Source organism: Streptomyces sp. NBC_00212, from assembly GCF_045206365.1.
In the GTDB taxonomy this organism is placed as follows: Bacteria; Actinomycetota; Actinomycetes; order Streptomycetales; family Streptomycetaceae; genus Streptomyces.
Genome location: NZ_CP108115.1, coordinates 2856734 through 2882358 on the forward strand (window position 1 = coordinate 2856734; position 25625 = coordinate 2882358).

A 25625-nucleotide genomic window follows, 5' to 3' on the forward strand; every position below is an offset into this window, starting at 1 on the left:
TTTTGATCTGACACCATTCACCGGGGGCCCGTCCGCTGTCACTCGCGGTCGGACGGCGCTCGTACGGGCAGTGTTCGCGACCAGGGGACGGATGGGACCGCGCAGTGCGGGGCTACGAACGCCAGGAGAGCCAGAGCCACCGGCCTGACGACCACCTCTCGCGGTTCGAGGCCGAGATGGAGCGGCTGAAGACCGAGCGGGAGAAGGCCGTTCAGCACGCCGAGGATCTCGGCTACCAGGTCGAAGTGCTGCGCGCCAAGCTCCACGAGGCGCGCCGCAATCTCGCGACCCGTCCCGCCTACGACGCGGCGAACGTCGGCTACCAGGCCGAACAGCTGCTCCGCAACGCCCAGATGCAGGCCGAGCAGTTGCGTACGGACGCCGAGCGCGAGCTGCGCGACGCCCGTGCCCAGACCCAGCGGATCCTCCAGGAGCACGCCGAGCACCAGGCTCGCCTCCAGGCGGAGCTGCACGCCGAGGCCGTCAACCGCCGCCAGCGCCTGGACCAGGAGCTGGCCGAGCGCCGGGCCACCGTCGAGTCACATGTCAACGAGAACGTGGCGTGGGCCGAACAGCTGCGCGCCCGCACCGAATCGCAGGCCCGCCGCCTGCTCGACGAGTCCCGCGCCGAGGCCGAGCAGTCCCTCGCCGCGGCCCGCGCCGAGGCCACCCGCATCGCCGAGGAGGCCCGCCAACGGCTCGGCGCCGATGCCGAGTCGGCCCGCGCCGAGGCCGAAGCCACGCTGCTGCGCGCCCGCAAGGACGCCGAGCGGCTCCTGAACGCGGCCTCCACACAGGCCCAGGAGGCCACCTCCCACGCCGAGCAGCTGCGCACGACCACCACCGCCGAGTCCGACCAGGCGCGCCAGCAGGCCGCCGAGTTGAGCCGGGCCGCCGAGCAGCGGATGCAGGAGGCGGAGGCCGCGCTGCGCGAGGCGCGCAGCGAGGCCGAACGGGCCGTCACCGAGGCCAAGGAGGCCGCGGCCAAGCAGCTCGCGAGCGCCGAGTCGGCCAACGAGCAGCGCACCAGGACCGCGAAGACCGAGATCGCCCGCCTGGTCGCGGAGGCCACCAAGGAGTCCGAGACCCTCAAGGCCGAGGCCGAGCAGGCTCTTGAGGACGCGAAGGCGGAGGCCGAGCGGCTGCGCACCGAGGCCGCCGAGTCGGCCCGCACCAGCGCCGCCGAGGACACCGCGGCCCAGCTCGCCAAGGCCGCGCGTACGGCCGAGGAGGTACTGACCAAGGCGTCCGAGGACGCCAGGGAGACCACGCGCAAGGCGTCCGAGGAGGCCGAGCGGATCCGCCGCGAGGCGGAGGCCGAGGCGGAGCGGCTGCGCGGCGAGGCGGCCGAGCAGGCCGACGAACTCAAGGGCGCGGCCAAGGACGACACCAAGGAGTACCGGGCCAAGACGGTCGAGCTCCAGGAGGAGGCCCGCCGGCTGCGCGGCGAGGCCGAGCAGCTGCGCGCCGAGGCGGTCGCCGAGGGCGAGCGGATCCGGGGCGAGGCGCGGCGCGAGGCCGTCCAGCAGATCGAGGAGGCGGCCAAGACCGCCGAGGAGCTCCTCGCCAAGGCGAAGGCCGACGCGGACGAGCTGCGGACGACCGCGGGCAACGAGTCCGAGCGCGTACGGAACGAAGCCGTCGAGCGGGCCACCACGCTGCGCAAGCAGGCCGAGGAGACCCTGGAGCGCACCCGCGCGGAGGCCGAGCGGCTGCGCGCCGAGGCCGAGGAGCAGGCCGAGCAGACCACAACGGGCGCCGAACAGGCGGCAGTTGAGCTGCGCGCGGAGACCGAGCGGGCGATAGCGGCCCGTCAGGCCGAGGCCGCCGAGGAACTGACCCGCCTGCACACCGAGGCCGAGCAGCGGCACGCCGCCGCCGAGCAGGCCCTCACCGACGCCCGCGCCGAGGGCGAGCGGATCCGGCGCGAGGCCGCCGAGGAGACCGAGCGGATCCGCACCGAGGCCGCCGAGCGCATCCGTACGCTCCAGGCGCAGGCCGAGCAGGAGGCCGAGCGGCTGCGCACCGAGGCCGCTTCCGATGCTTCGACCGCCCGTTCCGAGGCGGAGAACGCGGCGTCCCGGCTGCGTTCCGAGGCGTCCGCGGAGGCCGAGCGGCTCAAGTCCGAGGCGCAGGAGACCGCCGACCGGATGCGCGCGGAGGCCGCGGCCGCCGCCGAGCGGGTCGGCGCCGAGGCCGCCGAGGCGCTCGCCGCCGCCCAGGAGGAGTCCGCCCGGCGCCGCCGCGAGGCCGAAGAAACGCTCAACTCGGCGCGCGCGGAGGCCGATTCGGAGCGCGCCCAGGCTCGCGAGCAGAGCGAGGACCTGCTGGCCTCCGCCCGCAAGCGCGTCGAGGAGGCGCAGGCCGAGGCGCAGCGGCTCGGCGAGGAGGCCGACCGGCGCGCCACCGAGCTGGTGTCGACGGCCGAGCAGACCGCCAAGGACGTACGGGATTCGGTGTCCGGGCTCCGCGAGGAGGCCGAGCAGGAGATCACGGGTCTGCGCAGTGCCGCCGAGCACGCGGCGGAGCGCACCACGACCGAGGCGCAGGAGGAGGCGGACCGGGTCCGCGCCGACGCGCACGCCGAGCGGGAGCGGGCGGGCGAGGACGCGAGCCGGGTCCGGGCGCGCGCCCAGGAGGAGTCCGAGGCCGCCAAGGCGCTGGCCGAGCGGACCGTGGCGGACGCCATGGCCGAGGCGGAGAAGGCCCGTTCGGACGCCTCCGAGTACGCGCAGCGCATGCGTACCGAGGCCTCCGACGCGCTCGCCTCCTCCGAGCAGGACGCGGCCCGCACCCGGGCCGAGGCCCGCGAGGACGCCAACCGGATCCGTTCCGACGCCGCGAGCCAGGCCGACCGCCTGGTCACCGAGGCGACGGCGGAGGCCGAGCGGCTCGCCGCCGAGTCGACCGCCGAGGCCGAGCGCCTCACCACCGAGGCCCAGCAGGTACGGGTCGAGGGCCAGGCCGAGGCCGACGCGCTGCGCGCCGAGGCCCGCGAGGAGGCCGAGCGGGTCACCTCCGCGGCCCTCGCCGAGGCCGAGCAGGTCACGACGGCGGCCCGGGAGCAGGCCGAGCGGGTCACCAGCAAGGCCGAGGCGGATGCCGAGCGCACCACCAACGAGGCCAACGCGTATGCCGAGTTGGTCACCACCGAGGCGCGCGCGGACGCGGGTTCCACGCTCGGCGCGGCGAGTGCCGAGGCCGAGCAGACCATAAACGAAGCCCGCGCCGAGGCCGACCGGGTCCTCGACGAGGCGCGTCGGGCCGCCGACAAGCGGCGTACGGACGCGGCCGCCCAGGCCGACCAGCTCATCGCGGAGGCGAGCGGCGAGGCCGAGCGGCTGCGTGCCGAGGCCGCCGACACGGTGGGCTCCGCCCAGCAGGCCGCCGAGCGGATCCGGGCCGAGGCCGAGAAGAACAAGGCCCGTACCGAGGAGGCCGCGGAGAAGACGCGCACCGAAGCCCGCGAGGAGGCGGACCGGCTGCTCGACGAGGCCCGCACGGCCGCGGCCAAGCGGCGTGCGGACGCGGCCGAGCAGGCCGACCAGCTCATCAACAAGGCCCAGGAGGAGGCGCTGCGCGCTGCCACCGAGGCCGAGGAGCAGGCCGACACGATGGTCGGCGCGGCCCGCAAGGAGGCCGAGCGGATCGTCGCCGAGTCGACGGTCGAGGGCAACTCCCTGGTGGAGAAGGCCCGTACGGACGCCGACGAGCTGCTGGCCGGCTCGCGCGCGGACGCCACCGCCATAAGGGAACGCACCGAGGAGATGCGCTCGCGCACCGAGTCGGAGGTCGAGGAGCTGCACGAGCGGGCCCGCCGCGAGAGCGCCGAGCAGATGAAGTCGGCCGGCGAGCGCGTCGACAAGCTGGTGAAGGCCGCCACGGAGCAGGCCGCCGAGGCCGAGGCCAAGTCCAAGGCGCTGGTCTCCGACGCCAACTCCGAGGCGGGCAAGGTCCGTATCGCCGCCGTGAAGAAGGCGGAGGCGCTGCTCAAGGAGGCCGAGACCAAGAAGGCCGAGCTGATCCGCGAGGCCACCGCGCTGCGCGACGAGGCGGCCGCCGAGGCGCGCCGCACGGTCGAGGAGGGCAAGCGCGAACTCGACGTTTTGGTACGGCGGCGCGCGGACATCAATGCCGAGATCTCCCGCGTTCAGGATGTACTTGAGGCACTGGAGTCGTTCGAGGCGCCGACCGGGGGTGGCAAGTCCGCGTCCAGCGGCGGTTCCTCCGCAGGTGTGAAGGCGGGTGCGGCGGCTGGGTCAACTCGTTCGAGTGGCAAGTCCTCCGAGGGGTAGCCACTCAAAAGGCTGGACATTCTCCAGATCAAACGGGCATCCGCTCGATGACACGCCGCTTGGGCCCCTAGGATTCCCCCTATCACCTCACCGGTCTCATTCGACAGGAACCCCATGAGCGACACTTCCTCCCCCTTCGGCTTCGAGCTCGTGCGGCGTGGTTACGACCGCGGTCAGGTGGATGACCGCATTACCAAGCTCGTCGCCGACCGTGACAGTGCTCTGGCACGGATCACTTCTCTGGAAAAGCGCATCGAGGAGCTCCACCTCGAAACGCAGAACGCCCAGGCTCAGGTGAACGACGCGGAGCCGTCGTACGCGGGTCTGGGTGCGCGTGTCGAAAAGATCCTGCGGCTCGCCGAGGAAGAGGCGAAGGACCTGCGCGAGGAGGCCCGCCGGGCCGCCGAACAGCACCGCGAACTCGCCGAGTCGGCCGCTCAGCAGGTGCGCAACGACGCCGAGTCGTTCGCCTCCGAGCGCAAGGCGAAGGCCGAGGACGAGGGCGTACGGATCGTCGAGAAGGCGAAGGGTGACGCCTCTCAGCTCCGTTCCGAGGCGCAGAAGGACGCGCAGTCCAAGCGCGAGGAAGCGGACGCGCTCTTCGAGGAGACCCGCGCCAAGGCCGCCCAGGCCGCCGCGGACTTCGAGACGAACCTCGCCAAGCGCCGCGAGCAGTCGGAGCGCGACCTGGCGTCGCGTCAGGCCAAGGCCGAGAAGCGCCTCGCGGAGATCGAGCACCGCGCGGAGCAGCTCCGCCTGGAGGCCGAGAAGCTGCGTACGGACGCGGAGCGCCGGGCGCGCCAGACGGTGGAGACCGCCCAGCGCCAGGCCGAGGACATCGTGGCCGACGCCAACGCCAAGGCGGACCGGATCCGTTCGGAATCCGAGCGGGAGCTGGCGGCGCTCACCAACCGCCGCGACTCGATCAACGCGCAGCTGACCAACGTCCGCGAGATGCTGGCGACGCTGACCGGTGCGGCCGTGGCCGCCGCCGGTTCCCCGGTCGACGACGAGCCCGTCTCGCGCGGCGTCCCGGCGCAGCAGGCCCGCTAGTCCCCGCAGCCCTTCCCCCGTGGGCTGCGGTCGAAGGTCATGAAGCCCTCTGCCACTCCAGTGGCAGGGGGCTTTGTCCGCACTTAGCGTAGTCGCATGATCGAGCTAGAGGGCCTCACCAAGCACTATGGCAGCAAGGTCGCCGTCGATCACCTGTCCTTCCAGGTCAGACCCGGTGTGGTGACCGGATTCCTGGGGCCCAACGGGGCCGGCAAGTCGACGACCATGCGCATGCTGCTCGATCTGGACAACCCGACCAGTGGGACCGTACGCATCGACGGCAAGCACTACCGCGAGCTGGCCGAGCCGCTGAAGTACATCGGGGCGCTGCTCGACGCCAAGGCGATGCACGGCGGCCGCACCGCGTACAACAACCTGCTGTGCCTCGCCGAGTCCAACCGGATTCCGGCCGCGCGGGTCTCCGAGGTGCTCGACACGGTCGGGCTCTCCGCAGTGGCGAAGAAGAAGGCGAAGGGCTTCTCGCTGGGTATGGGGCAGCGCCTGGGAATCGCCTCGGCGCTGCTCGGCGACCCCGAGATCCTGATGTTCGACGAACCCGTCAATGGTCTGGACCCCGAGGGAATTCACTGGATCCGCAATCTGATGAAGCAGCTCGCGGGCGAAGGGCGAACGATCTTCGTTTCGTCTCACCTGATGAGCGAAATGGCGCTCACCGCGGATCACTTGATCGTTATCGGGCAGGGCCGACTGCTCGCCGATACATCGATGGCCGATTTCATCCGGCAGAACTCTCGGAGTTTCGTCAGGCTGCGTTCACCGCAGTGGGAGCGGCTCATGGACGTGCTGAACCAGAACGGCGTCCCCTTCCTCCAGACCGGCGACGGCGCCATCGAAATCGACAACGGCAAGATCGAGGCGCTCGGTGAACTGGCCGCCCGGCACCAGCTCGTGCTGCACGAACTGTCGGGTCAGCAGGCCTCCCTCGAAGAGGCGTTCATGCAGATGACGGCGGGTTCGGTGGAGTACCACGCGCACGGCGCCAGCACCCCCGGCGGGCCGCCCGCGCCGCCGGACCGGGGCTCCGGGCGGCGGGCGCCGAACTGGGGCGCGTACGACCGGGGCCAGGGGGTCTGAGCCATGGCATCGGTACCCGCGGTCCTCAAGTCCGAGTGGACCAAGATCCGTACGGTCTCCTCGACGACCTGGACGCTGGCCTGCGCCCTGATCGTCACGGTCGCCATCAGCGCGGCGCTGTGCGCGCTGATGAAGTCGCAGTTCGACGATCTGGGGCCGACCGAGAAGCTGACCTTCGACCCGACGTTCATCAGCTTCTCCGGGATGATCCTCGGTCAGCTGGCGATGGTCGTGTTCGGCGTCCTGGTGGTCGGCACCGAGTACAGCTCGGGCATGATCCGCTCCTCGCTCGCGGCCGTGCCGCGGCGGGGCACGTTCCTCTTCGCCAAGCTGGCCGTGGCGACGCTGCTCGCACTCATCGTGGGCATGGCGACCAGCTTCCTGTCGTTCTTCCTCGGCCAGGCGCTGCTCGGCCCGCACAGGACCACGATCGGCGAGCCCAACGTGCTGCGGGCGGTCGTCGGCGCCGGGCTCTACATGGCGCTGATCGCGCTGTTCTCGATGGGCGTCGCCACGATGCTGCGCAGCTCGATGCTGTCGCTGGGCATCCTGATGCCGTTCTTCTTCCTGATCTCGCAGATCCTGTCCGCCGTGCCGGGCGCCAAGAACGTGGCCCGCTACTTCCCCGACCGGGCCGGCTCGCAGATCATGCAGGTGGTGCCGGACGCGATGAACAGCGATCCGGCGCCGTACGGGCCCTGGGGCGGCCTCGGCATCATGGTGCTGTGGGTGATCGCGGCGCTGGCCGGCGGCTATCTCGTCCTCAGGAAGCGGGACGCCTGAGCGACCTGCGCAGACGCGACGACTTAGCCGGAACCGTCAAGGCCTGGATAAGCTCCTCACTCATACGGGGGCACGCCGGCCGCACGCCGGACACCGCCCCGACGACCCAAACCGTCGATGGGGCTGGAGAATGATCGAGGCAGTCGGCCTGACGAAGCGCTACGGCGCCAAGACGGCCGTGTACAACCTTTCCTTTCAGGTACGACCCGGCGCGGTCACCGGATTCCTGGGGCCCAACGGCTCCGGCAAGTCCACGACCATGCGCATGATCCTCGGCCTGGACCAGCCGACCGCCGGCCACGTGACCATCGGCGGCCACCCCTTCCGCAACCTGCCGAACGCCCCGCGCCAGGTCGGCGCGCTGCTCGACGCGAAGGCCGTGCACGGGGGCCGCAGCGCCCGCAACCACCTGCTCTCGCTCGCCCAGCTCTCCGGCATCCCGGCCCGCCGGGTCGACGAGGTGCTCGGCGTGGTCGGCCTCCAGGAGGTCGCGAAGCGGCGCTCCAACGGGTTCTCGCTCGGCATGGGCCAGCGGCTCGGCATCGCGGCGGCCCTGCTCGGCGACCCGCAGGTGCTGCTCTTCGACGAGCCGGTCAACGGCCTCGACCCCGAGGGCATCCTGTGGGTGCGCAACCTGATGAAGCAGCTCGCCGCCGAGGGCCGCACCGTGTTCGTGTCCTCGCACCTGATGAGCGAGATGGCACTGACCGCCGACCACCTCATCGTGATCGGCCGCGGCCAGCTGCTCGCGGACATGCGGATCACCGACTTCATCTCGCACAACTCCGCCGACTTCGCCCGGGTGCGCACCCCCGCCACCGAGCCCGCCCAGCGCGAGAAGCTGGCCTCCGCGCTGACCGAGGCGGGCGGCCAGGTGCTGCCCGAGCCGGACGGCGCGCTGCGCGTGACCGGCCTCGCGCTGCCCCGCATCAGCGACGTCGCCCACCAGGCGGACGTACGGCTGTGGGAGCTCTCCCCGCACCAGGCCTCCCTTGAGGAGGCGTACATGCGGATGACGCAGGGCGCGGTCGACTACCGTTCGACGGCCGACCAGAAGGCGGGCCTGCAGCCCGCCATGGCGCCCGGGTACGCGCCGCCGCCGGTCATCCCCGACGTGCCGCAGCAGGGCTGGTACGCCCCGCCGCCGCCCGGCCAGAACCCGTACGCGGCCGCACCCCAGCAGGCCCCGGTGCACCAGCCGCCGGTCCAGCAGGCTCCGCAGCCGCAGCCGCCCGCCGCTCCCCCGGTTCCGCAGGCCCCGGCCGCGCCTGCCGCCCCGACCAAGCCCGAGGACGCCCGATGACCACCCCCTACCAGCAGCAGCCGCACCCGCAGCAGGCACCGGGCGGGCCGCTCGGCGCGTACACCTCGCCGATCGCCGTGCGGCGGGCCACCTTCGGTGACGCGCTCGCCTCCGAGTGGACCAAGATCCGGTCGGTGCGTTCCACGATGTGGACACTGGGCGTGCTGATCGTGCTCCTCCTCGGCCTCGGCCTGCTCGCCGGCATCGTCGTGCGGTCCAGCGACGCGCACATGGGCGACAACTCGGTCCTGCTGCTCGGCTTCTACGGAGTGCTGCTCGGCACGATCTGCGTGATCACGCTCGGCGTGCTGACCATCGCGTCCGAGTACGGCACCGGCATGATCCGTACGACCCTGACGGCCTGCCCGAGCCGGGGCCGGATCCTCGCCGCCAAGTCGGTCGTCTTCTTCCTGCTCGCGTTCGTGATCGTGACGGCCATGACGACGCTGGTCGCGGCCATCCAGAGCGCCCTGTTGCCGGACGCGGCGACGCCGAGCGGCGGCGAGTGGCTGCGCGCCACGGTGGGCGTGGGCCTCTACGTCGCGATGATCGGGCTGCTGTCGCTCGCGGTGGGCGCGCTGATCCGGCACTCCGCGGGCTCGATCACGATCATGATCGGCCTGGTGCTGCTGCCGCTGGTGCTCGCCCTGTTCATGTTCAGCCCGTCCCTTGAGGGCGTGCGGAACTTCCTCCTGGAGTACTCGATCCCGAGCCAGCTGAGCGCCTTCTACGGGGAATCGATCTCGAACTCCGGGCCGAGCGGCTGGGAGCCGCTGTGGATCATCACCGGGGTCACCGCCCTCGCGCTCGGCGGCGCGTTCCTGTCGCTCAAGACGCGGGACGTGTGAGGGCGTTCAGTACCTCGGCGCGTTCCTGGACCGCTGCACCCGCGTGGTGCGGCGGTCCTTCGCGTTCCAGCAGGCCTTGTGCCAGTGGCGGCGCTCGTCGACGCCCGCGTACTCGGGCCAGGCCACCAGGTGCGGGGCGCCCGACGGGATCTCCTGGTCGCAGCCGGGGCAGCGGTACCGCTTGCCCGCGGCACTGGCCCCCGCCACATGCCGGACCGACCACTCCTCGCCCTGCCAGGACTCGGTGCCCTGAAGCCCGAAGCGGTCGCCGCCCTCCGTCCGGCTCTCGGACTCGATCGGCTTCTCGCCGCCCTTGGGGCGGTTGCGGCGCGGGGACACGTAGACACCTCACGGGGCGGGTCGGACGTTTCTCTCCAGCCTAGGCCCACGCACGACGGGTACCCGCCGGGGTAGGGCGTGCCAGAGTCACCCGTTAGAGGGACTCTTAGCGGACAATCGCAAGAAGTTGGCGCCTGCCCGTGCCTTTGGCACTTGTCAGACGTTCTTGCCAGTAAGAGGGGGAGAGCCGCGTCGGCCGCAAGGAGGCAGAAGGCGATGCGTGTGGGAACTTTTGTACTGGCAGCCCAGTTCCCGGGCCAGGGGCAGGGAGAAACGCTCCATCGTGCGGTCAGGTCCGCCGAGGTGGCCGAGGAATCAGGGCTCGACTCGGTGTGGCTGGCCGAACACCACTTCGTACCGTACGGCGTGTGCCCGTCGGCCGTGACGCTGGCGGCCTTATTGCTCGGGCGCACGAAACGGATCAGGGTCGGCACCGCGGTCACCGTGCTGCCGACCGCACACCCGGTGGCGGTCGGCGAACAGGCCGCGCTGCTGCACCTCACCTCCGGCGGGCGGTTCACGCTCGGCGTGGGGCGCGGCGGGCCCTGGGTCGACCTGGAGGTGTTCGGCTCCGGCCTGAGGGCGTACGAGCAGGGCTTCCCGGAGTCGCTCGATCTGCTCCTGCGCTGGCTGCGCGAGCCCCGCGTGGTCGGCCTGGGGGAACGATTCACCTTCCGGGAGGTCCCGGTCGTGCCGCGGCCCGACGAGATCCTGGACGGCGGTCCCGACGACGCCTGCCCCGAGGTGATCGTGGCCTGTACGTCGCCGAGGAGCGTGAAGCTGGCCGCGGACCGCGGGCTGCCGATGCTGCTCGGGATGCACTGCGGCGACGAGGAGAAGGCCGAGATGGTCGCGCTGTGGCGCCGCGAGGCGCTGGCGGCGGGCCACGCGCCGGAGAAGGTCGCGGCGGCGGGCCATGTGTCGGCCGGGGTGGCCCAGCTCGCCGACCGCCGGGCCGAGGCCGCCGAGACGCTGCTGAAGTCGATGCCGGGTTGGCTGAAGCAGGGGCTTGACGCCCATGTGACGGTCGACGGCCGCCATCGCGCGATGCGCGACCCGGTGGCGTACACCGAACTCCTTTGCGGTCTGCACCCGGTCGGCACTCCGCGCCTGGCCGCGGACCGCCTGGCCGCCACGTCCGAGCGCACGGGCATCACCCGCTTCGCCCTGCTCGTGGAGGGCTCGGGCGACCTGGCCGCGACGGAGGAGAACGTACGGCGCCTCGGCGCGGAGGTGCTGCCGATGCTGAGCTAGCGGATGAGGGCCGCCGTGGCCCAAGTAGCCACCGCCCCGCGTCAGTTGCACCTCCCGCGACGCGGAGCGGCAGCGAAGACCTCAGCAGTCCCGAAGCTCCGGAGACTGGTTCAGCAGCTGACCCCTGATCGAGGTGAAGCGGGCGAGCCGCTCATCGGATGAGGGGTCCAGAGGGAACACCGCGACACGGTGGCAGTTCTGGAACGCCAGACGGACACCGAAGTGCCGCTGGAGCGCACCGCGAATGGCGTCACTCGCAAGGGCACGCAGCAGCTGGCCGCGCGCCTGCTCGTCCGGCGGTGGCGTCTGGTTGTCGGCGAACTCTCCGCCGTCGACCTTCAGCTGGGCCACCAGAGAGCTGATCATCTCCCACGCGTAGGGCAGGGAGGTCCGGACGCAGTCGACGAAGGCGGCTTCGTCGACCTCGCCTCGCTCGGCCTGTTCGAGTAGGGCCGGTGAGACGTCGAGCGACATGGTTTCTCCTCTCGCGACCCCGGGGAGCGGGGCCTTACGGGCAGGGAAAGGGAGCATGACGGCCGTCTCTCCCGACAACGCTGCGTGCGCGGCCGACAACCTCCCGCTTCCACGGTAGGCGCGATGTCCGGCCCGCGGCAGGTACTTGGCACATAACCGGCCAATAACGAACAGTGCACTCCTGGGCGAATCGCGTTCGGCGGGGGGAGTCGAGTAGCGTTGCCCACCATGCGTCTCGTCATCGCCCGCTGCTCCGTCGACTACGCGGGCCGGCTCACCGCCCACCTGCCCTCCGCCCCCCGTCTCATCCTGGTGAAGGCGGACGGCAGCGTCTCCATCCACGCTGACGACCGGGCCTACAAGCCCCTCAACTGGATGTCTCCGCCGTGCACCCTCAAGGAGGGCTCGGGGGACGACGAGGGCGTCTGGACCGTCATCAACAAGGCGGGCGAGAAGCTCATCATCACGATGGAGGAGGTCATCCACGACTCCTCCCACGAACTCGGCGTGGACCCTGGCCTGATCAAGGACGGCGTGGAAGCGCACCTCCAGGAGCTGCTCGCCGATCGCATCGAGACGCTCGGTGAGGGATACACCCTGATCCGCCGCGAATACCCCACGGCCATCGGCCCGGTGGACATCCTGTGTCGCGACGGTGACGGCAAGACCGTCGCGATCGAGATCAAGCGGCGCGGCGAGATCGACGGCGTGGAGCAGCTGACCCGCTATCTGGAGCTGCTCAACCGCGACCCGCACCTCGCCCCCGTGCAGGGCGTCTTCGCGGCCCAGGAGATCAAGCCCCAGGCCCGCGTGCTCGCCACCGACCGCGGCATCGGCTGCGTCGTGCTCGACTACAACGCCCTGCGCGGCATCGAGGACGACAAGCTCCGGCTGTTCTGAGCGGCCGGTTCCGGTACGTACGAGAAGGGGCCCGCAGAGTGCTGCGGGCCCCTTCTCGTGCCGTACGGGGTCTTACGCGGGCCCGGTGGCGACCGAGGTGTCTAGGTCGCCGGGGCGCTCTTGGTGGGGCTGGTCGACGTCGTCGGCGGCTTGGAACCGGCCGGCGCGCTGGACGTCGGGGTCTTGGCGGCCGGGCTCGAAGCCGGCGGCGAATTGGTGGAGGGTGGCGGCGGGCTGCTGCCCCCGCTCGGCGGCGACGACGGAGTGGTGGGCGTCGAAGGCGTGGACGTCGGCGTGCTGGACTTGCTCGGCGTCGGCGTGGGCGGCGTCGAGTGCGACGGCTTCCCCGGGGTCGAGGGCTTGCCCGGCGTGGACGGCTTGGAGGGCGTGGACGGCCCGGTGGACGACTTGCCCGGGGTGCTCGGGCTGCCGCTGGTGCCCGGGACCGGCTGCCCGGAGGCGCCCGGCTTGCTGCTGGCGCCGGGCTTGCTCGGGCTCGCGGGACCGCCGCCCTTGTTGTCGCCCGGCTTGGCGCTGCTGCCCGGGTTGTTCGGGTCGGCGTTCAGGCCGCCGCTGCCGTCGTCCTCGTTGGCCGACTGCTGCTGCTTGACGTTGTCGCCCTGGCCGTCGTCGTTGTTGTTGGAGGTCGCGCCGAGGGTCACGACCGTGCCGAGCACCGCGGCGAGCAGCGCGCCCGCGCCGGCCGCGATGAGGTTGCGCCTGGCACCGCCGAACAGCGTGCGCCGCGCCTTGGGCATGGCGGCACCGACCGGGGTCTCCCGCCGGGTGATCAACGTGACGCCGGGGTCCGGGAGTTGGGCGGTCACCGCGGCCGGAGGAACGCCCCCGGGCGGCGCCTTGGGCTCCTCGTAGCGGGGCGGGGGCACCTCTTCCGCGGCGGGGGTGCGTCCGCCCTGGAGCAGCCCGCCGGAGCGGTCCTCGACCAGGGCGAGGGCCCGGCGGCCGGCGACGGTGCCGCGCTTGTCGGCGAGCGCACCGCGCAGGCCGATGGAGGCCTCCAGCTCGGCGCGGGCCCGGTCCAGGCCGCCGTTGCACAGGGCGAGGACGCCCAACTCGTGGTGGAAGTACGCCTCCTCGGCCACCTCGCCGGTCAGCCGGGCGGCCTCGGACCCGACACGCAGCGTCCGCTCCCAGGCGCCCCAGTGCAGTCCCGCGGCGAAGGCGGGCGCGGCGGCGCGGGCCAGCCGGACCGCGGTGGCGGGGTGCTCGCCCTGGTCACCGGGGACGAGCGCGCTCATCGAGGCGAGCACCGCGTCCGCTTCCACTGCGGCCCGCTCGGGGGTGACCGAGGGGTGCCCGGTCCACCAGGTGTAGTGCTGGGCGGCGGCGTGGGCCCGCTCGGCCGCGTCGGTGGCGTACCCGGTGCTCTCCAGCTGGGCGAGGACGCCGGCGGCGAGCCGGTAGCGGGAGCCGACCGGGGACAGGAGCCCGCTGTCGAGGAGTTCGCCGAGGGCGGCGTCCGCGTGGGTGTCGCCGACCAGCGCGGGCAGGTGCGCCTGGTGCGGCACCTCGCCGCCGAGTGCGACCGCGAATCGCAGGGTGGCCCGGGCGGCCTCGCTCAGCCGGGAGGCGAGCAGCGCCGCGGGGGCCGCGCCCTCGCCGAGCGTGGGCAGCGGTATCTCGCGGCCCTCGCCCGAGAACACCGAGGCCTCGGCGGGCTCTTCCATCGGAAAGCCGTACGGATCAAGGGAGTTGGGCTCGCCGCGCAGGTGGTCGCGCTGGCGCAGCAGGGCGCCGGCCTGGACGAAGCGCAGCGGCAGGCCCTCGGACTCGAACCAGAGGTCGCCCGCCCAGTTGGCCTCCTCGTCGGTCAGCGCCCGGTCGACGGCCTGCTCCAGGAGTTCGAGCGAGGCGCTGCGGCCGAGGCCGGACAGGAAGACCTCTTCGACGTGCGAGTCGGACTGCGGCGCGGGTACGTCGGGGGTGGCGGCAAGCACATAGGCGCACTCGGGCGTGGCCATGAGCAGTTCTTCGAGGGTGGCCCCGCCGAATTCGAGGTCGTCGAGCACGACGACGGCGCCGATCTCGTGCACCCGCTCCAGGAGCGCGGCACGGTCGGGGCGGTGCAGCGGCGCGTGGAACACCGTGGTGTACAGCTCGTGGAGCAGCTCGGTGGGGGTGCGGCGGTGGCCCGAGAGGCGTACGACGCCGTCGGGGGCGAGCTCGGCGCAGTCACCGGCGACGGCGTCGAGGAGGGCGCTGCGCCCGGAGCCGGCGGGCCCGGTGAGCCGCACGGAGCGGCCGCGGCCGAGGAGGCGTACGAGCCTGGCTCGCTCCTCCTGCCGTTCGAGCAGAGCGGGGGTCGGTGTCATCAGGCCGGGTGGCAGCGGCGGCCGGGCGGCTCTCTCGCCCTCGGCCCGCTCGGCGGCGCTGCGCCGCACCGCACGGCCGGGTATCGCGCCCGGCGGGCAGTTCTCGATCTCGCTGCCGTCGATCGGATTGACCGTGAGCAGGAAGTCGCCCGAGACGAGCTGGACGGTGCGGGCGAGACCTGCCGCGCGCGGTCCGAAGTCGGGTGTGACGGGCTCCCTGTCGCGCGGCGGGCGCTGCGGTCCGGCGCCCGGTTCCGCGTGTGCGCCCGCAACGCCGACCGTGTCGTCGGCATGGTTGAACTCTTCCGGTCCCCGGTTCATCGGGTCCATGGTGAAAGCCCCCCAGATGCGTGGTGCGTAAGGAATGCCCCTCCCGGCCCTTACGCACTTCGCTCTTCGCTGTCGCTTCTGGTCCGGTGCCCGCCGTGTGGGTTCGTCGATCGGCGGGAAGCCGAACCCTAGACCTCCGGACAGTATCTATGAACAGGCGGGGTGCCGCCCCGCCCAAGACGTCACAGTCTCGTGAGGATTGCGCGCGGAGTCCGTTTCCCGCACTCCTGTCACGACAACTCCCGACCCGCTACACGCGGGGCAGGGCCTCGGCGACGATGCCGCCCTCGATCGTGAGGATGCGGTGCAGCCGGGTGGCGACCAGGAGCCGCTGCATCTGGGGCGGTACGCCGCGCAGTACGAGGCGCCGGCCGCACCGCCCGGCCCGGCGGTGGGCCCCCATGATCACGCCGAGGCCGGTGGCGTCCCACGAGTCCAGTTCGGTGAGGTCGAGCACGAGGTCTCCGGCCCCGTCGTCGACCGCCGAGTGCAGGGCCGTACGGGCGTCCGCCGCGCTGCGGACGTCGAGGCGGCCCCCGACGACCAGCTCGACGTGGTCGCCCCTGATGTGCATATGCGCTCCCGAGAGTGCTCTGACTTTCCAACCGACTCAACAACTGACTGCCTCACGGCCACAGAAGTTGCCGCCCGTGAGCGAACCGATACCTAATTCACCCCTGGGAGTGAGGGCTTCGGGCGGTCGGCGGTTCAGTGCTTGTAGAAGCCCTGCCCGCTCTTGCGACCGATGTCACCCGCGTCCACCATCCGGCGCATCAGCTCCGGCGGGGCGAACTTCTCGTCCTGGGACTCCGTGTAGATGTTGCTGGTGGCGTGCAGCAGGATGTCGACGCCCGTGAGGTCGGCGGTGGCGAGCGGGCCCATCGCGTGGCCGAAGCCCAGCTTGCAGGCGAGGTCGATGTCCTCGGCGCTGGCCACGCCCGATTCGTACAGCTTGGCCGCCTCGACGACGAGCGCCGAGATGAGGCGGGTGGTCACGAAGCCGGCCACGTCGCGGTTGACCACGATGCAGGTCTTGCCGACCGACTCGGCGAACTCCCGCGCGGTGGCGAGGGTTTCGTCGCTGGTCTTGTAGCCGCGCACCAGCTCGCACAGCTGCATCATCGGGACCGGCGAGAAGAAGTGGACGCCGACGACCCGCTCGGGGTGCTCGGTGGCCGCCGCGATCTTGGTGATCGGGATGGCCGAGGTGTTGGAGGCGAGCACGGTGTCCGCGCGCACGATCTTGTCGAGCGTGCGGAAGATCTCGTGCTTGACCTCCAGCTTCTCGAAGACGGCCTCGACGACGATGTCGGCGTCGGCGGCCGCGTCCAGGTCGGTGGTCGTGGTGATGCGGGCGAGCGCGGCCTCGGCGTCCTCGGCGTCCAGCCTGCCCTTGCTCACGAACCGGTCGTACGAGGCCTTGATGCCGTCGGTGCCCCGGGTGAGGGCCTCGTCGGTGACGTCGCGCAGGACGACGTCCCAGCCCGCCTGGGCCGAGACCTGCGCGATACCGGACCCCATGAGTCCGGCTCCGATGACGGCGAGCTTCCTGGCCACGACACTTCCCTCCAACAGGTTTCCACCCAAGCCTTCTTGGCGGAGGCTATCGGCCGGGCGGCGTTCTGGGAGTGCTAAGAGATGCGCGTCACGTCTCAGATGACGGACATCACACCGGACGGCGTGAGGTGGGTCTCAGCGGGCGCCCCGTACGGCGTAGTTGAGCACCTTGTCCCCCAGGAGCCCCTCCATCTCGTCGATCAGGACGAGCACCTCGCGGGAGACCGCCTTGGGATCGCGGCCGGCCATCATCTCGCGGCCGATGGCCGCCATCGCCGTCTGGTGGACCCAGTTGATCTGACCCGCGACCAGTGCGGGCAGCGCCTCGTCGGCGGGTGCGCCGACCTCCTCGCGCAGGGTCGCGTCCAGGTTGTCCAGGACCTCCTGGCCCACCGCCCACAGCCGGGCCTTGAGCGCGGGCGAGTCGTGGATGACGGCCATGAACCGGCTGTAGCCCTCCATCAGACCGACCCGGGGCGAGACCGACTCGACCTCGGCGCGCAGCTCGCGCAGGACCGCCTCGGCGGCCGACTCCCCCTCGTCGCGGCCGCGCACCCAGCGCGAGAGCCGGTCGACGATGCCCCGGCTGCGGTCGAGGAACAGGTCCTCCTTGGCGGGGAAGTAGTTGTAGACGGTGTTCACCGAGACGTCGGCCACCTCGGCGATCTCGGCGATCGTCACCGCCTCGAAGCCGCGCTCCATGAAGAGCCCGGTGGCCAGGTCCGAGATCCGCTGCCTGGTCTCGCGCTTCTTCCGCTCCCTGAGCCCTTCTGCCATGGCTCCAGCGTAGGCGATCCTCCTGCACTCCCTTAAATTTTGGAGCCATTGCAAAATTTAAGTCCCTCTGTTTTTCTTGACCCATGGCAATCATCAGCACGGCCGGGCTCGCCCGGACCTTCCAGAGCAAGGCCGGCCCGGTCGAGGCGGTGCGCGGCATCGACCTGACGGTGCGGGCCGGCGAGATCCTCGGCTTCCTCGGCCCCAACGGCGCGGGCAAGACCACCACGCTGCGGATGCTCACCACGCTGCTCCCGCCGACCGGCGGCGCGGCGACCGTGGCCGGCCACGACCTGCTGCGCGACCCCGCCGCGGTGCGCCGGGCCTGCGGATACGTGGCCCAGTCCGGCGGCGTCGACCCGAACGTCTCGGTACGCGAGGAGCTGGTCACCCAGGGCCGCCTCTACCGGCTCACCAAGGCCCAATCAGCGCTGCGCGCAAGGGAGTTGGCGGCCGACCTCGGCCTCGACGGGCTCCTGGACCGCAAGACCTCGACGCTCTCCGGCGGTCAGCGGCGCCGCCTCGACATCGCGATGGGCCTGATGCACCGGCCCGCGGTGCTGTTCCTCGACGAGCCGACCACCGGCCTCGATCCGGGCAGCCGGGCGGACCTGTGGGACCTGGTCCGCGCGATCCGGGCCGACCACGGCACCACCGTCTTCCTCACCACCCACTACCTGGACGAGGCCGACGCGCTCGCCGACCGCCTGGTGATCGTCGACAAGGGCGTGATCGTGGCCGAGGGCACGCCCGCCGACCTCAAGACCCGGCACGCGGGCGGCCCCGACGCCTCGCTCCAGGACGCCTTCCTCGCCATCACCGGGCGCAGTGCCACCCCGCAGGAATCCACCCCCGTAGCCGTCTAGGACTCCCCCATGACCGCCTCACCGCTGCTGTCCGACACCGCGCTGATCTTCGGCAGGTACGCCCGCCAGACCCTGCGCTCGAAGTTCCAGATCCTCTTCGGCGTGCTGATGCCGCTGCTCTACCTGCTCTTCTTCGGCCCGCTCCTGACCCATATGCCGCTTGGCTCGAACGGCAGCTCCTGGCAGGTCCTCGTCCCCGGCCTGCTGCTCCAACTCGCCCTGTTCGGCGCCTCGTTCGCGGGCTTCGCGGTCATCATCGAGAGCAGCTGGGGCGTCGTGGAGCGCATGCGCGTCACCCCCGTCTCGCGCCTGGCCCTGCTGCTCGGCCGGGTCCTGCGGGACTCCGCGCTCTTCGTCTTCCAGGCGGTGCTGCTGGTGCTCACCGCTCTGGTGATGGGCCTGCGCGCGCCGCTCGCCGGGATCCTCATCGGCTTCGCCTTCGTGGCGCTGCTCACCCTGTCACTGGCCTCGCTGTCGTACGCGCTCGCCATGAAGGTGCGCACGCCGCAGGGGTTCGGCCCGGCGATCAACTCGATCGCCATGCCGTCGATGCTGCTGTCCGGCCTGATGCTGCCGATGACGCTCGCGCCCGCGTGGCTGAACGTGCTGTCGCACTTCATGCCGTTCCGCTATCTGGTGGACGCGGTGCGCTCCGCGTACCTCGGCTCGTACGCCACCACGACCATGCTCTACGGGGGCCTGGTGGCGGTCGGTTTCGCGGTGCTCGCCGTGACGGTGGGCACACGCGTCTTCCGGACGGCCGGAGCGTAACTACTCTGGCCGCATGGTCAATCTGACGCGCATCTACACCCGCACCGGCGACCAGGGCACGACCGCCCTCGGCGACATGAGCCGGACCGCCAAGACCGATCTGCGGATCTCGGCGTACGCCGACACCAATGAGGCCAATGCCGTGATCGGCACGGCCATCGCGCTCGGGCAGCTTCCCGAGGAGGTCGTGAAGGTGCTGGTCCGGGTCCAGAACGACCTGTTCGACGTCGGCGCGGACCTCGCCACGCCGGTCGTCGAGAACCCGGAGTACCCGCCGCTGCGGGTGGAGCAGTCCTACGTCGACAAGCTGGAGGCGGACTGCGACCGCTTCCTGGAGGAGCTGGAGAAGCTGCGCAGCTTCATCCTGCCGGGCGGCACCCCCGGCGCGGCCCTGCTGCACCAGGCGTGCACGGTGGTGCGCCGCGCGGAACGCTCCACGTGGGCGGCCCTGGAGGTGCACGGAGCCGTCATGAACACGCTGACCGCCACCTACCTGAACCGCCTCTCCGACCTCCTGTTCATCCTGGCCCGCGCGGCGAACAAGGAGGTGGGGGATGTGCTGTGGGTGCCGGGGGGTGAGAGGTAGGGCTCGGGGGGTGGTGCGTGCGGGGGGGGGTGACTCCCCGGGCCCTTTTGCGCAGTTCCTCGCACCCCTTAAACCCACTTTTCGCTGCGGGCCGTGCGGTTGCTGAACCCGCTTTCGGCTGCGGGCCGTGCGTGGCTGGTCGCGCAGTTCCCCGCGCCCCTAGCGGTGCTGGTGCCGGCCAGGATCGGCATCTTCGCCCGTCCGCCCAGCAGGACAAGTGCTGGCCAGTACCAGCGCCTTCAGCCCGTCCGGCGTTTGAGGACGAGCGCCCTTCAGGCGCGAACGGGGGTGCAGGGGGCGGAGCCCCCTGCGAGGGTTCGAGGGGCGCAGCCCCTCAGGGGGGCTGGGGCGGAGCCCCGGGGCTCAACCTCTCCAACCCCCTGCACGGGCGGGCGGGTGGGCAAACCCCTCGGGGGTCTGGGGCGGAGCCCCGGGGGTGGTTATCGGTCCGCCTGCGTGTCCGCGTCTGCCGCCGCGGCGGCGGACTCCGCGTCGCTCACCTTCTTCTCCATCTGCTGCTCGGTGCCGCTCGACGACGACCCGGACTGGGGCTGGGGGTGCGAGTGGGCGCAGCCCGTGGCGAGCGCGGCCGTCAGGGCCGCGGCCGCCACGGCGAGCGGCACGCCCCGAACCCGCATCACTTGGTCCCGTTGTTGTTGGCCGCGCACCAGGAGGCCACGTCCTTGAGGTCCTTCTGGCGCTGCTGAAGGGTCGTCACCAGGCCCTTGCGGTAGGTGAGTTTGTGGTCGAGGTAGGTGGCGATCGCGGTGTGGCCCTCCTTCTTCGCGTTGTCCTCCCGCTGCTGCATCCGGGCCACCGACCCCAGCGTGTCCGCTCCCCCGCCGAGCCGGTTCAGGGCGCGCTCGATGCGCTTCTCGGTCTTGGGCTCGCGCTTGCAGATGCTCTTGGCGCCGTCGCCGGTGGGGGCCTTCGCGGTGGCGGCCGGCGAGGGCGTCGAGTCCGCGAAGGCGCTGGGCGCGGTGACGGTCAGTACGGCCGTCGCGGCGAGGGCTGCCGCCGCGACCCGGCGGCGGTTGAAGATGGCGTTGCGCATGACTGCTGCCTCCGTGACGTACGGATTGGTGAGGTACGGATTCGTGATGTACGGATTTCCCGTACGCCCCGGAGGCTAGGAAGGCTCTTTGTGGGAACTCTGTGATCGCTCGGCGGTGACCGTCAACCAGTCCCGCCGGGCCGGAAGTTCGCCCTCCCGGGCCGGGTCCCCGGCGGGCAGCCCGACCGTGCACCGGGTGCCGGTCCCGCCCGGCCCCTCGCCGAGTTCGACGGTGCCGCCGTGCAGCGCGGCCTGCTGGGCGACCAGGGTCAGACCGAGCCCGGATCCGGTGCTGGCGGGCCCCCGGTGGAAGCGGCGGAACACCTCCTGGCGGTCGGCGGGGGCGATGCCCGGGCCCCGGTCGTCGACGGTGATCAGCACCTGGCCGCCCGCGAGGCCGACGGCGACCGCGATCTCGGCCCGGCCCTGAGCATCCCTTCCGTGGGCCAGCGCGTTGCCGAGCAGGTTGTCGAGCAGGATCCGGATGCCGGGCTCCCAGCCGTGCACCGGCGCGGGTCCGGCGCTCAGCGTGATCACCGCGTCCGGGGCGCGCCTGCGGGCCTCGGCGACGGCGGCGTCGGCGACTTCCGCCACGTCGAGCACCCGGAAGGCGTCGGCCTCGACCAGGTCGCCGCGCCCCAGTTCGCGCAGCGCCACCAGCATGCCGAGCAGCCGCGCGTGCTCGCGGCGCAGGTCCTCGACGACCTCGGCGCGGTCGGCGTCGGGGAGCCGGGGGTGGGCCAGGACGTCGAGGTTGGTGCCCATGCTCATCAGCGGGTTGCGCATCTCGTGCGAGGCGGCCGCGGAGAAGGAGCGGGCTGTGTCGAGCGCCTGCGCGGTGCGGGCGGCCTGCTCGTCGTAGCGGGCCAGGACCGTCTGGAGGGTGGCGGCCAGGTCGTCGACCTCGGCGACTCGGGTCGGCCGGTGTTGCAGGCGCGCCGAGGTCGTCCGCGGGTCGAGCCCGGCCGCCGCCTTGCGGAGCCTGCCCAGCGGGCGGGTAGCGCCGCTCGCGATGGCCCAGGCGAGCAGCGCGGACAGCGGGGCGGCGAGCAGCGCGGTGGTGACGACGCGGTCGCGGACCAGGGCGAGCTGGGCGCGGCTCGCGGTGTCCGGCGCGAACACCCACAGCGTGCCGGAGACCTGCGCCCCCTTGACCGGCAGCGCGTACGCCCGCCAGCTGCGGCCGGCGGCGCGGATCGTCACCGGATTCTTTCCCACCGCGGGCAGCGCCACCGAGGCGTCGGGCTGCGGGCCGCCGCTGAACGTGCCGTCGGGACCGATGAGCCGTACGCCGACGTCCAGAGCGGCGTTGAACAGGCGGCGCTGGCGGTTCTCCTCGGCGGTCGGCTGGTCGTTGGCGGCGGCCCGCAGCAAGGTGCGGGCGTCCTGGGCGATGGCGGTGGCCCGGGTCCGCAGGTGACTGTCCTCCGCGCGGTGCAGATCGCGGGCGACCAGGGCGAACAGCAGCCAGCCACAGGCCAGGACCAGGAGCGGGACGGTGACGCCGACGGCGAGCGCGATCCGGGTGGAGAGCTTCACGGCTGCTCCCGCAGGACGAAGCCGACACCGCGCACGGTGTGGACGAGCCGGGGCGCGCCGTCCGCCTCCAGTTTGCGGCGCAGATAGCTCACGAAGGTGTCTACGGCGTCGGTGCGCACGTCGAAGTCGTACCCCCAGACCCGTTCGAGCAGCTGGTCGCGGCTGAGGACGAGGCCGGCGTTGCGGGCCAGGACTTCGAGGAGTTCGTACTCGCGCCGGGTGAGGTCGAGGGGGCGGCCGTCGCGCTCGGCGGTGCGTGCCGCCGGGTCGATGACGAGGCCGCAGGCGCGGACCACGTCGTGCGGGGCGGGCGGCCGGCGGCGCAGCAGGGCGTGCAGGCGCAGCACCAGCTCCTGAAGGGCGAACGGCTTGACCAGGTAGTCGTCGCCGCCCGCCTGGAGCCCGGCGATCCGGTCGGCGGTCTCGTCCAGCGCCGACAGCATCAGGACGGGCAGGTCGTGCCCGGCATCCCGCAGCGTCCGGCACACCTCGATGCCGCTCATCCCCGGCATGGACACGTCCAGGACGAGCACATCGGGCGGGCTCTGCCCGATCGCGGCGAGCGCGGCGCGGCCGCCGTCGGCGGTGCGGACCCGGAACCCGTTCAGCCTGAGCCCCCGGTCGAGCGAGCGGCGCACCGCATCGTCGTCGTCGACGACCAGGACGTCCCCGGGACGGCTCGGCCCGCTCATCCGCGCTCCCTCACTTCGTCCGGCTACCGCCGGGTCAGCGTACGGTCCTCGCCTGTGTGCGCCCCGGACCGCTCCGACGCGGGCTTCAGGAGCCGGTCGAACACCGAGGGCCTCGCCTTCGCCTCCTCCACCTTCTTCGGGAACAGCGTGTAGCTCAGCGCGATGATCACGTTGATGCCGATCACGTACAGCATCTTCTGCTGCCACATCCGCAGCGAGTCGGTGCTGCCGTCGCCGCCGACGTACCAGATCGCGGCCTGGAGCAGGGCGATCGCGAGCAGCGCCGCGACGGTGAAGCGGCCCGCCATCCTCCACTCGTACGCGGTCCTGGCGCTGCCTCCCTCGGGTGCCTTGGCGGGCTTGGGGCCGCCCGCGAAGCGGTAGGCGACCCAGGCGTCGGCGCGGGTCACCATGTAGTGGCCCATCCCCGCCGAGAAGCCGATGTAGACGGCGGCCAGGCCGTGCTTCCAGTCCGGCTGCGCGCCGTTCTTCAGGTCGACGGCCGTCACCACGAGCAGCACCACCTCCAGGAGCGGCTCGCACAACAGCACCGCCACGCTCGCCCTCCGCATCCTGGCGAGGTAGCGCAGGGCGAGGCCCGCGGCCAGCAGGACCCAGAAGCCGACTTCGCAGGCGATGATCAGCGTGACGATCACGGTGGTCTCCTTTCGTACTCCTCCAGGCTCGCCCGCGTCCGGCGCCCCTTCGTCGTCGCCAGTGACGAAACGGGACTGCATCCTTCGATGTAGCGGCACATCGCCCGGTGCGGTGAGGCCCGGCGCCCGGCCGCCGTGTTGGATGGGACCGTGAAGCCGCTCTCCCGACCAGACCGCGACGACGTCCTGATCGCCGGGGCCGGGCTGCTCGGCGGGCTCGTCCTGTGGGCCGTCGGCCTGCACACCCAGGGCGGCCGAGCGCTGGGCGGCGCCTGGGTGCTGCTGCCGCTGGCGGGGACGGCGGGCCTCGAACTGCTGCGCCGCACCGCCCCGCAGACCGCCCTGGTGCTCGGCACCTTCCTGCTGGTCCTCGACCAGTTCACGCTCGGCAGCCTGGCGACGGTCGTGATGTTCACCGACCTCGTGTACGCGGCCGTCGTGTACGGATCGCCCTCCGCCGCGCGCCGCATCCCGGTCAGCACCGGACTGATCACGGTCGGCGTGACCATCGGGTTCTACGCCTGGATCCACCGACCGGAGGCCCTGCTCATCGGCGTGATCACGGCCATCATCTCGTTCGCGCCCGCCACCACCGGGGCCCTCGTGCGCAACCACCGCGAGGCCGCCGAGAGCGCCCGGCTGCGGGCCGAACAGACCGCGCTGCTCGCCGAGATGGACCGCAGCCAGGCCGTGGTCGCCGAGCGCGCGCGAATGGCCCGCGAGCTGCACGACATGGTGGCCAACCACCTCTCGGCGATCGCCATCCACTCCACGGCCGCGCTCTCCCTCGACGATCCGGCGACCACCCGGCAGGCGCTTTCGGTGATCCGCGAGAACAGCGTGGACGGGCTCGCCGAGATGCGCCGGCTCATCGGGCTGCTCCGCGACACCAGCGGCCGCGACGAGCCCACCGCCGCGCCCACCCTGGCCGGGCTCGACGCGCTGCTCGCCCAGGCCCGTACCAACGGGGCCGACAGCGGTCTCTACTTCACGCTCGACGACCGGCGTGCCGAGGACGGGCCGCTGCCCGCGCCGGTGGAGCTGGCGGCGTACCGGATCGTCCAGGAGTCCTTGACCAACGCGCTCAAACACGCGGCGCCCGGCACCGTCGAGGTCGTACTCACGCGCCTGGACGGGCTGCTCACGGTGCGCGTCACCAGCCCGTACGGCGACCGTCCCGGCCCGCGCGCGCCGGGTTCCGGGGCCGGGCTCATCGGGATGCGCGAGCGGACCGAACTGCTCGACGGGGCCTTCGCCGCCGGCCCCGAATCGGCGGGGGACGGCACCAAGATCTGGCAGGTGCGGGCCCAACTGCCCGCCCACGACGAGGAGTTGACCGCATGACAATCCGGGTCCTGGTCGCGGAGGACCAGTCGGCGGTACGGGCCGGGCTCGTCCTGATCCTCTCCAGCGCCCCGGACATCGAGGTGGTCGGCGAGGCGGCGGACGGCGAGCGGGCGGTCGCGCTCGCCCGCGAGCTGCGCCCCGACCTGGTCCTGATGGACATTCAGATGCCGAAGCTGGACGGGGTCTCGGCGACCGCCGCCGTGACCGGCGAGCGGCTCGCCGACGTCCTGGTCCTGACCACCTTCGACCTGGACGAGTACGTCTTCGGGGCGCTGCGCGCCGGCGCCTCGGGCTTCCTGCTCAAGAACACGGACGCCAAGGACCTGATCGAGGCGGTGCGTACGGTGGCGCGCGGCGAGGGGCTGATCGCCCCGGCCGTGACCCGCCGCCTCATCGCGGAGTTCGCCTCGGCCCCGCACCCCGTGGCCCGGCGGCGCCCCGCCGCGCTCGACACCCTGACCCGCCGCGAGGGCGAGGTCCTTTCGTGTCTGGGCCGGGGCCTGTCCAACGCGGAGATCGCGGTACGCCTGGACATGGCGGAGGCGACGGTGAAGACGCACGTGAGCAGGCTGCTCGGCAAGCTGGAGCTGCGCAGCAGGGTCCAAGCGGCGGTACTGGCCCAGGAGTTGGGGATCTGAGGCCGGCATGTGTCGGAGGTCTGGACCTCTTGACGGTTGGTACAGACCTTTCTACGCTCACCGCACACTGCTGATGGGCGCGCCGTCCCTGAGGCGCACCCCATCGGACGGAGCAGGGTCCCACCCCCACCACCG

General features: G+C 72.1%; 24 protein-coding genes. 13 read left to right on the forward strand and 11 right to left on the reverse strand.

The window, feature by feature from the left end:
- Positions 1 to 104: 104 nt before the first annotated feature.
- The 6 genes from scy (at position 105) to OHA17_RS12815 (ending at position 9377) form a co-directional block, all read left to right on the forward strand.
- On the forward strand, positions 105 to 4295 hold the full coding sequence (scy, locus tag OHA17_RS12790) for a polarized growth protein Scy (protein ID WP_406506704.1): 4191 nt from the start codon (positions 105 to 107) through the stop codon (positions 4293 to 4295).
- Positions 4296 to 4409: 114 nt separating this feature from the next.
- Entirely contained in the window at positions 4410 to 5348 is a 939-nt protein-coding gene (locus OHA17_RS12795; protein ID WP_053727021.1) for a cellulose-binding protein, read from the forward strand.
- A 96-nt stretch (positions 5349 to 5444) separates the two neighbouring features.
- A complete protein-coding gene (locus tag OHA17_RS12800; RefSeq protein WP_406506706.1) occupies positions 5445 to 6443 on the forward strand; it encodes an ABC transporter ATP-binding protein in 999 nt (332 codons plus the stop codon).
- A 3-nt stretch (positions 6444 to 6446) separates the two neighbouring features.
- A complete protein-coding gene (locus tag OHA17_RS12805) occupies positions 6447 to 7226 on the forward strand; it encodes an ABC transporter permease (RefSeq protein WP_406506708.1) in 780 nt (259 codons plus the stop codon).
- A gap of 130 nt (positions 7227 to 7356) precedes the next feature.
- Positions 7357 to 8529 carry an ABC transporter ATP-binding protein gene (locus OHA17_RS12810; RefSeq protein WP_406506710.1) on the forward strand — a complete coding sequence of 391 codons (1173 nt, stop codon included), beginning with the start codon at positions 7357 to 7359 and terminating at the stop codon, positions 8527 to 8529.
- Positions 8526 to 9377 carry an ABC transporter permease subunit gene (locus OHA17_RS12815; RefSeq protein ID WP_398879262.1) on the forward strand — a complete coding sequence of 284 codons (852 nt, stop codon included), beginning with the start codon at positions 8526 to 8528 and terminating at the stop codon, positions 9375 to 9377. Before OHA17_RS12810 ends, OHA17_RS12815 begins: the two co-directional genes overlap by 4 nt.
- A gap of 6 nt (positions 9378 to 9383) precedes the next feature.
- On the opposite strand, the gene OHA17_RS12820 is transcribed toward OHA17_RS12815, so the two are convergent.
- Positions 9384 to 9716, reverse strand: coding sequence for a hypothetical protein (locus OHA17_RS12820; RefSeq protein WP_053727016.1), 333 nt, complete (start codon positions 9714 to 9716; stop codon positions 9384 to 9386).
- A gap of 216 nt (positions 9717 to 9932) precedes the next feature.
- On the opposite strand from OHA17_RS12820, the gene OHA17_RS12825 reads away from it, so the two are divergent.
- The gene (locus OHA17_RS12825; RefSeq protein WP_406506713.1) at positions 9933 to 10970 is read left to right on the forward strand and encodes an LLM class flavin-dependent oxidoreductase; all 1038 of its coding nucleotides are present in this window, start codon (positions 9933 to 9935) and stop codon (positions 10968 to 10970) included.
- An 81-nt stretch (positions 10971 to 11051) separates the two neighbouring features.
- On the opposite strand, the gene OHA17_RS12830 is transcribed toward OHA17_RS12825, so the two are convergent.
- The gene (locus OHA17_RS12830; RefSeq protein WP_053727014.1) at positions 11052 to 11444 is read right to left on the reverse strand and encodes an SCO5389 family protein; all 393 of its coding nucleotides are present in this window, start codon (positions 11442 to 11444) and stop codon (positions 11052 to 11054) included.
- Between the two features lie 228 nt (positions 11445 to 11672).
- Here OHA17_RS12830 and nucS point away from each other — a divergent pair, with 228 nt between their 5' ends.
- Entirely contained in the window at positions 11673 to 12344 is a 672-nt protein-coding gene (gene nucS / locus OHA17_RS12835; protein WP_053727013.1) for an endonuclease NucS, read from the forward strand.
- A 101-nt stretch (positions 12345 to 12445) separates the two neighbouring features.
- Here nucS and OHA17_RS12840 read toward each other — a convergent pair whose 3' ends face one another.
- The 4 genes from OHA17_RS12840 to OHA17_RS12855 all read right to left on the reverse strand — a co-directional run bounded on the left by OHA17_RS12840 (position 12446) and on the right by OHA17_RS12855 (position 17341).
- Complete coding sequence (locus OHA17_RS12840; protein ID WP_406506715.1) at positions 12446 to 15007, reverse strand: ATP-binding protein; 2562 nt, start codon at positions 15005 to 15007, stop codon at positions 12446 to 12448.
- A gap of 250 nt (positions 15008 to 15257) precedes the next feature.
- Positions 15258 to 15581, reverse strand: coding sequence for an STAS domain-containing protein (locus OHA17_RS12845; RefSeq protein ID WP_398879256.1), 324 nt, complete (start codon positions 15579 to 15581; stop codon positions 15258 to 15260).
- 134 nt (positions 15582 to 15715) lie between these two features.
- Positions 15716 to 16564, reverse strand: a complete 849-nt coding sequence (locus OHA17_RS12850) for a 3-hydroxyacyl-CoA dehydrogenase family protein (RefSeq protein ID WP_406506717.1) — start codon at positions 16562 to 16564, stop codon at positions 15716 to 15718.
- Between the two features lie 135 nt (positions 16565 to 16699).
- Complete coding sequence (locus tag OHA17_RS12855) at positions 16700 to 17341, reverse strand: TetR/AcrR family transcriptional regulator (protein ID WP_406506718.1); 642 nt, start codon at positions 17339 to 17341, stop codon at positions 16700 to 16702.
- An 83-nt stretch (positions 17342 to 17424) separates the two neighbouring features.
- On the opposite strand from OHA17_RS12855, the gene OHA17_RS12860 reads away from it, so the two are divergent.
- The 3 genes from OHA17_RS12860 to OHA17_RS12870 are packed head-to-tail and all read left to right on the forward strand — an operon-like array spanning position 17425 to position 19564.
- Entirely contained in the window at positions 17425 to 18207 is a 783-nt protein-coding gene (locus OHA17_RS12860; RefSeq protein ID WP_406506720.1) for an ABC transporter ATP-binding protein, read from the forward strand.
- Positions 18208 to 18216: 9 nt separating this feature from the next.
- On the forward strand, positions 18217 to 18978 hold the full coding sequence (locus OHA17_RS12865; RefSeq protein WP_406506722.1) for an ABC transporter permease: 762 nt from the start codon (positions 18217 to 18219) through the stop codon (positions 18976 to 18978).
- Between the two features lie 13 nt (positions 18979 to 18991).
- On the forward strand, positions 18992 to 19564 hold the full coding sequence (locus OHA17_RS12870) for a cob(I)yrinic acid a,c-diamide adenosyltransferase (protein WP_053727006.1): 573 nt from the start codon (positions 18992 to 18994) through the stop codon (positions 19562 to 19564).
- A 440-nt stretch (positions 19565 to 20004) separates the two neighbouring features.
- Here OHA17_RS12870 and OHA17_RS12875 read toward each other — a convergent pair whose 3' ends face one another.
- The 5 genes from OHA17_RS12875 to OHA17_RS12895 all read right to left on the reverse strand — a co-directional run bounded on the left by OHA17_RS12875 (position 20005) and on the right by OHA17_RS12895 (position 23505).
- Complete coding sequence (locus OHA17_RS12875) at positions 20005 to 20202, reverse strand: hypothetical protein (RefSeq protein WP_406506725.1); 198 nt, start codon at positions 20200 to 20202, stop codon at positions 20005 to 20007.
- The gene (locus tag OHA17_RS12880) at positions 20202 to 20618 is read right to left on the reverse strand and encodes a hypothetical protein (RefSeq protein ID WP_053727004.1); all 417 of its coding nucleotides are present in this window, start codon (positions 20616 to 20618) and stop codon (positions 20202 to 20204) included. Before OHA17_RS12880 ends, OHA17_RS12875 begins: the two co-directional genes overlap by 1 nt.
- A 75-nt stretch (positions 20619 to 20693) precedes the next feature.
- On the reverse strand, positions 20694 to 22157 hold the full coding sequence (locus OHA17_RS12885) for a sensor histidine kinase (protein WP_406506727.1): 1464 nt from the start codon (positions 22155 to 22157) through the stop codon (positions 20694 to 20696).
- Positions 22154 to 22849, reverse strand: coding sequence for a response regulator transcription factor (locus OHA17_RS12890; protein WP_398879240.1), 696 nt, complete (start codon positions 22847 to 22849; stop codon positions 22154 to 22156). Before OHA17_RS12890 ends, OHA17_RS12885 begins: the two co-directional genes overlap by 4 nt.
- Before the next feature lie 23 nt (positions 22850 to 22872).
- Complete coding sequence (locus OHA17_RS12895; protein WP_406506729.1) at positions 22873 to 23505, reverse strand: hypothetical protein; 633 nt, start codon at positions 23503 to 23505, stop codon at positions 22873 to 22875.
- Between the two features lie 150 nt (positions 23506 to 23655).
- Between OHA17_RS12895 and OHA17_RS12900 the strand changes: the two genes are divergently transcribed.
- Positions 23656 to 24849: a sensor histidine kinase gene (locus tag OHA17_RS12900; RefSeq protein WP_406506731.1), complete on the forward strand. Its 1194-nt coding sequence runs from the start codon at positions 23656 to 23658 to the stop codon at positions 24847 to 24849.
- Positions 24846 to 25490, forward strand: a complete 645-nt coding sequence (locus tag OHA17_RS12905) for a response regulator (protein ID WP_406506733.1) — start codon at positions 24846 to 24848, stop codon at positions 25488 to 25490. The genes OHA17_RS12900 and OHA17_RS12905 overlap by 4 nt, the downstream gene beginning before the upstream one ends.
- Positions 25491 to 25625: the final 135 nt, after the last annotated feature.

Excerpts from the sequence above, each read along its gene's own strand:
- OHA17_RS12795 (WP_053727021.1), top strand. The coding sequence starts at position 4,410 with ATGAGCGACACTTCCTCCCCCTTCGGCTTCGAGCTCGTGCGGCGTGGT.
- OHA17_RS12800 (WP_406506706.1), top strand. The coding sequence starts at position 5,445 with ATGATCGAGCTAGAGGGCCTCACCAAGCACTATGGCAGCAAGGTCGCC.
- OHA17_RS12805 (WP_406506708.1), top strand. The coding sequence starts at position 6,447 with ATGGCATCGGTACCCGCGGTCCTCAAGTCCGAGTGGACCAAGATCCGT.
- OHA17_RS12810 (WP_406506710.1), top strand. The coding sequence starts at position 7,357 with ATGATCGAGGCAGTCGGCCTGACGAAGCGCTACGGCGCCAAGACGGCC.
- OHA17_RS12815 (WP_398879262.1), top strand. The coding sequence starts at position 8,526 with ATGACCACCCCCTACCAGCAGCAGCCGCACCCGCAGCAGGCACCGGGC.
- OHA17_RS12825 (WP_406506713.1), top strand. The coding sequence starts at position 9,933 with ATGCGTGTGGGAACTTTTGTACTGGCAGCCCAGTTCCCGGGCCAGGGG.
- OHA17_RS12830 (WP_053727014.1), bottom strand. The coding sequence starts at position 11,444 with ATGTCGCTCGACGTCTCACCGGCCCTACTCGAACAGGCCGAGCGAGGC.
- nucS (WP_053727013.1), top strand. The coding sequence starts at position 11,673 with ATGCGTCTCGTCATCGCCCGCTGCTCCGTCGACTACGCGGGCCGGCTC.
- OHA17_RS12840 (WP_406506715.1), bottom strand. The coding sequence starts at position 15,007 with ATGGACCCGATGAACCGGGGACCGGAAGAGTTCAACCATGCCGACGAC.
- OHA17_RS12845 (WP_398879256.1), bottom strand. The coding sequence starts at position 15,581 with ATGCACATCAGGGGCGACCACGTCGAGCTGGTCGTCGGGGGCCGCCTC.
- OHA17_RS12855 (WP_406506718.1), bottom strand. The coding sequence starts at position 17,341 with ATGGCAGAAGGGCTCAGGGAGCGGAAGAAGCGCGAGACCAGGCAGCGG.
- OHA17_RS12860 (WP_406506720.1), top strand. The coding sequence starts at position 17,425 with ATGGCAATCATCAGCACGGCCGGGCTCGCCCGGACCTTCCAGAGCAAG.
- OHA17_RS12865 (WP_406506722.1), top strand. The coding sequence starts at position 18,217 with ATGACCGCCTCACCGCTGCTGTCCGACACCGCGCTGATCTTCGGCAGG.
- OHA17_RS12870 (WP_053727006.1), top strand. The coding sequence starts at position 18,992 with ATGGTCAATCTGACGCGCATCTACACCCGCACCGGCGACCAGGGCACG.
- OHA17_RS12875 (WP_406506725.1), bottom strand. The coding sequence starts at position 20,202 with ATGCGGGTTCGGGGCGTGCCGCTCGCCGTGGCGGCCGCGGCCCTGACG.
- OHA17_RS12880 (WP_053727004.1), bottom strand. The coding sequence starts at position 20,618 with ATGCGCAACGCCATCTTCAACCGCCGCCGGGTCGCGGCGGCAGCCCTC.
- OHA17_RS12890 (WP_398879240.1), bottom strand. The coding sequence starts at position 22,849 with ATGAGCGGGCCGAGCCGTCCCGGGGACGTCCTGGTCGTCGACGACGAC.
- OHA17_RS12905 (WP_406506733.1), top strand. The coding sequence starts at position 24,846 with ATGACAATCCGGGTCCTGGTCGCGGAGGACCAGTCGGCGGTACGGGCC.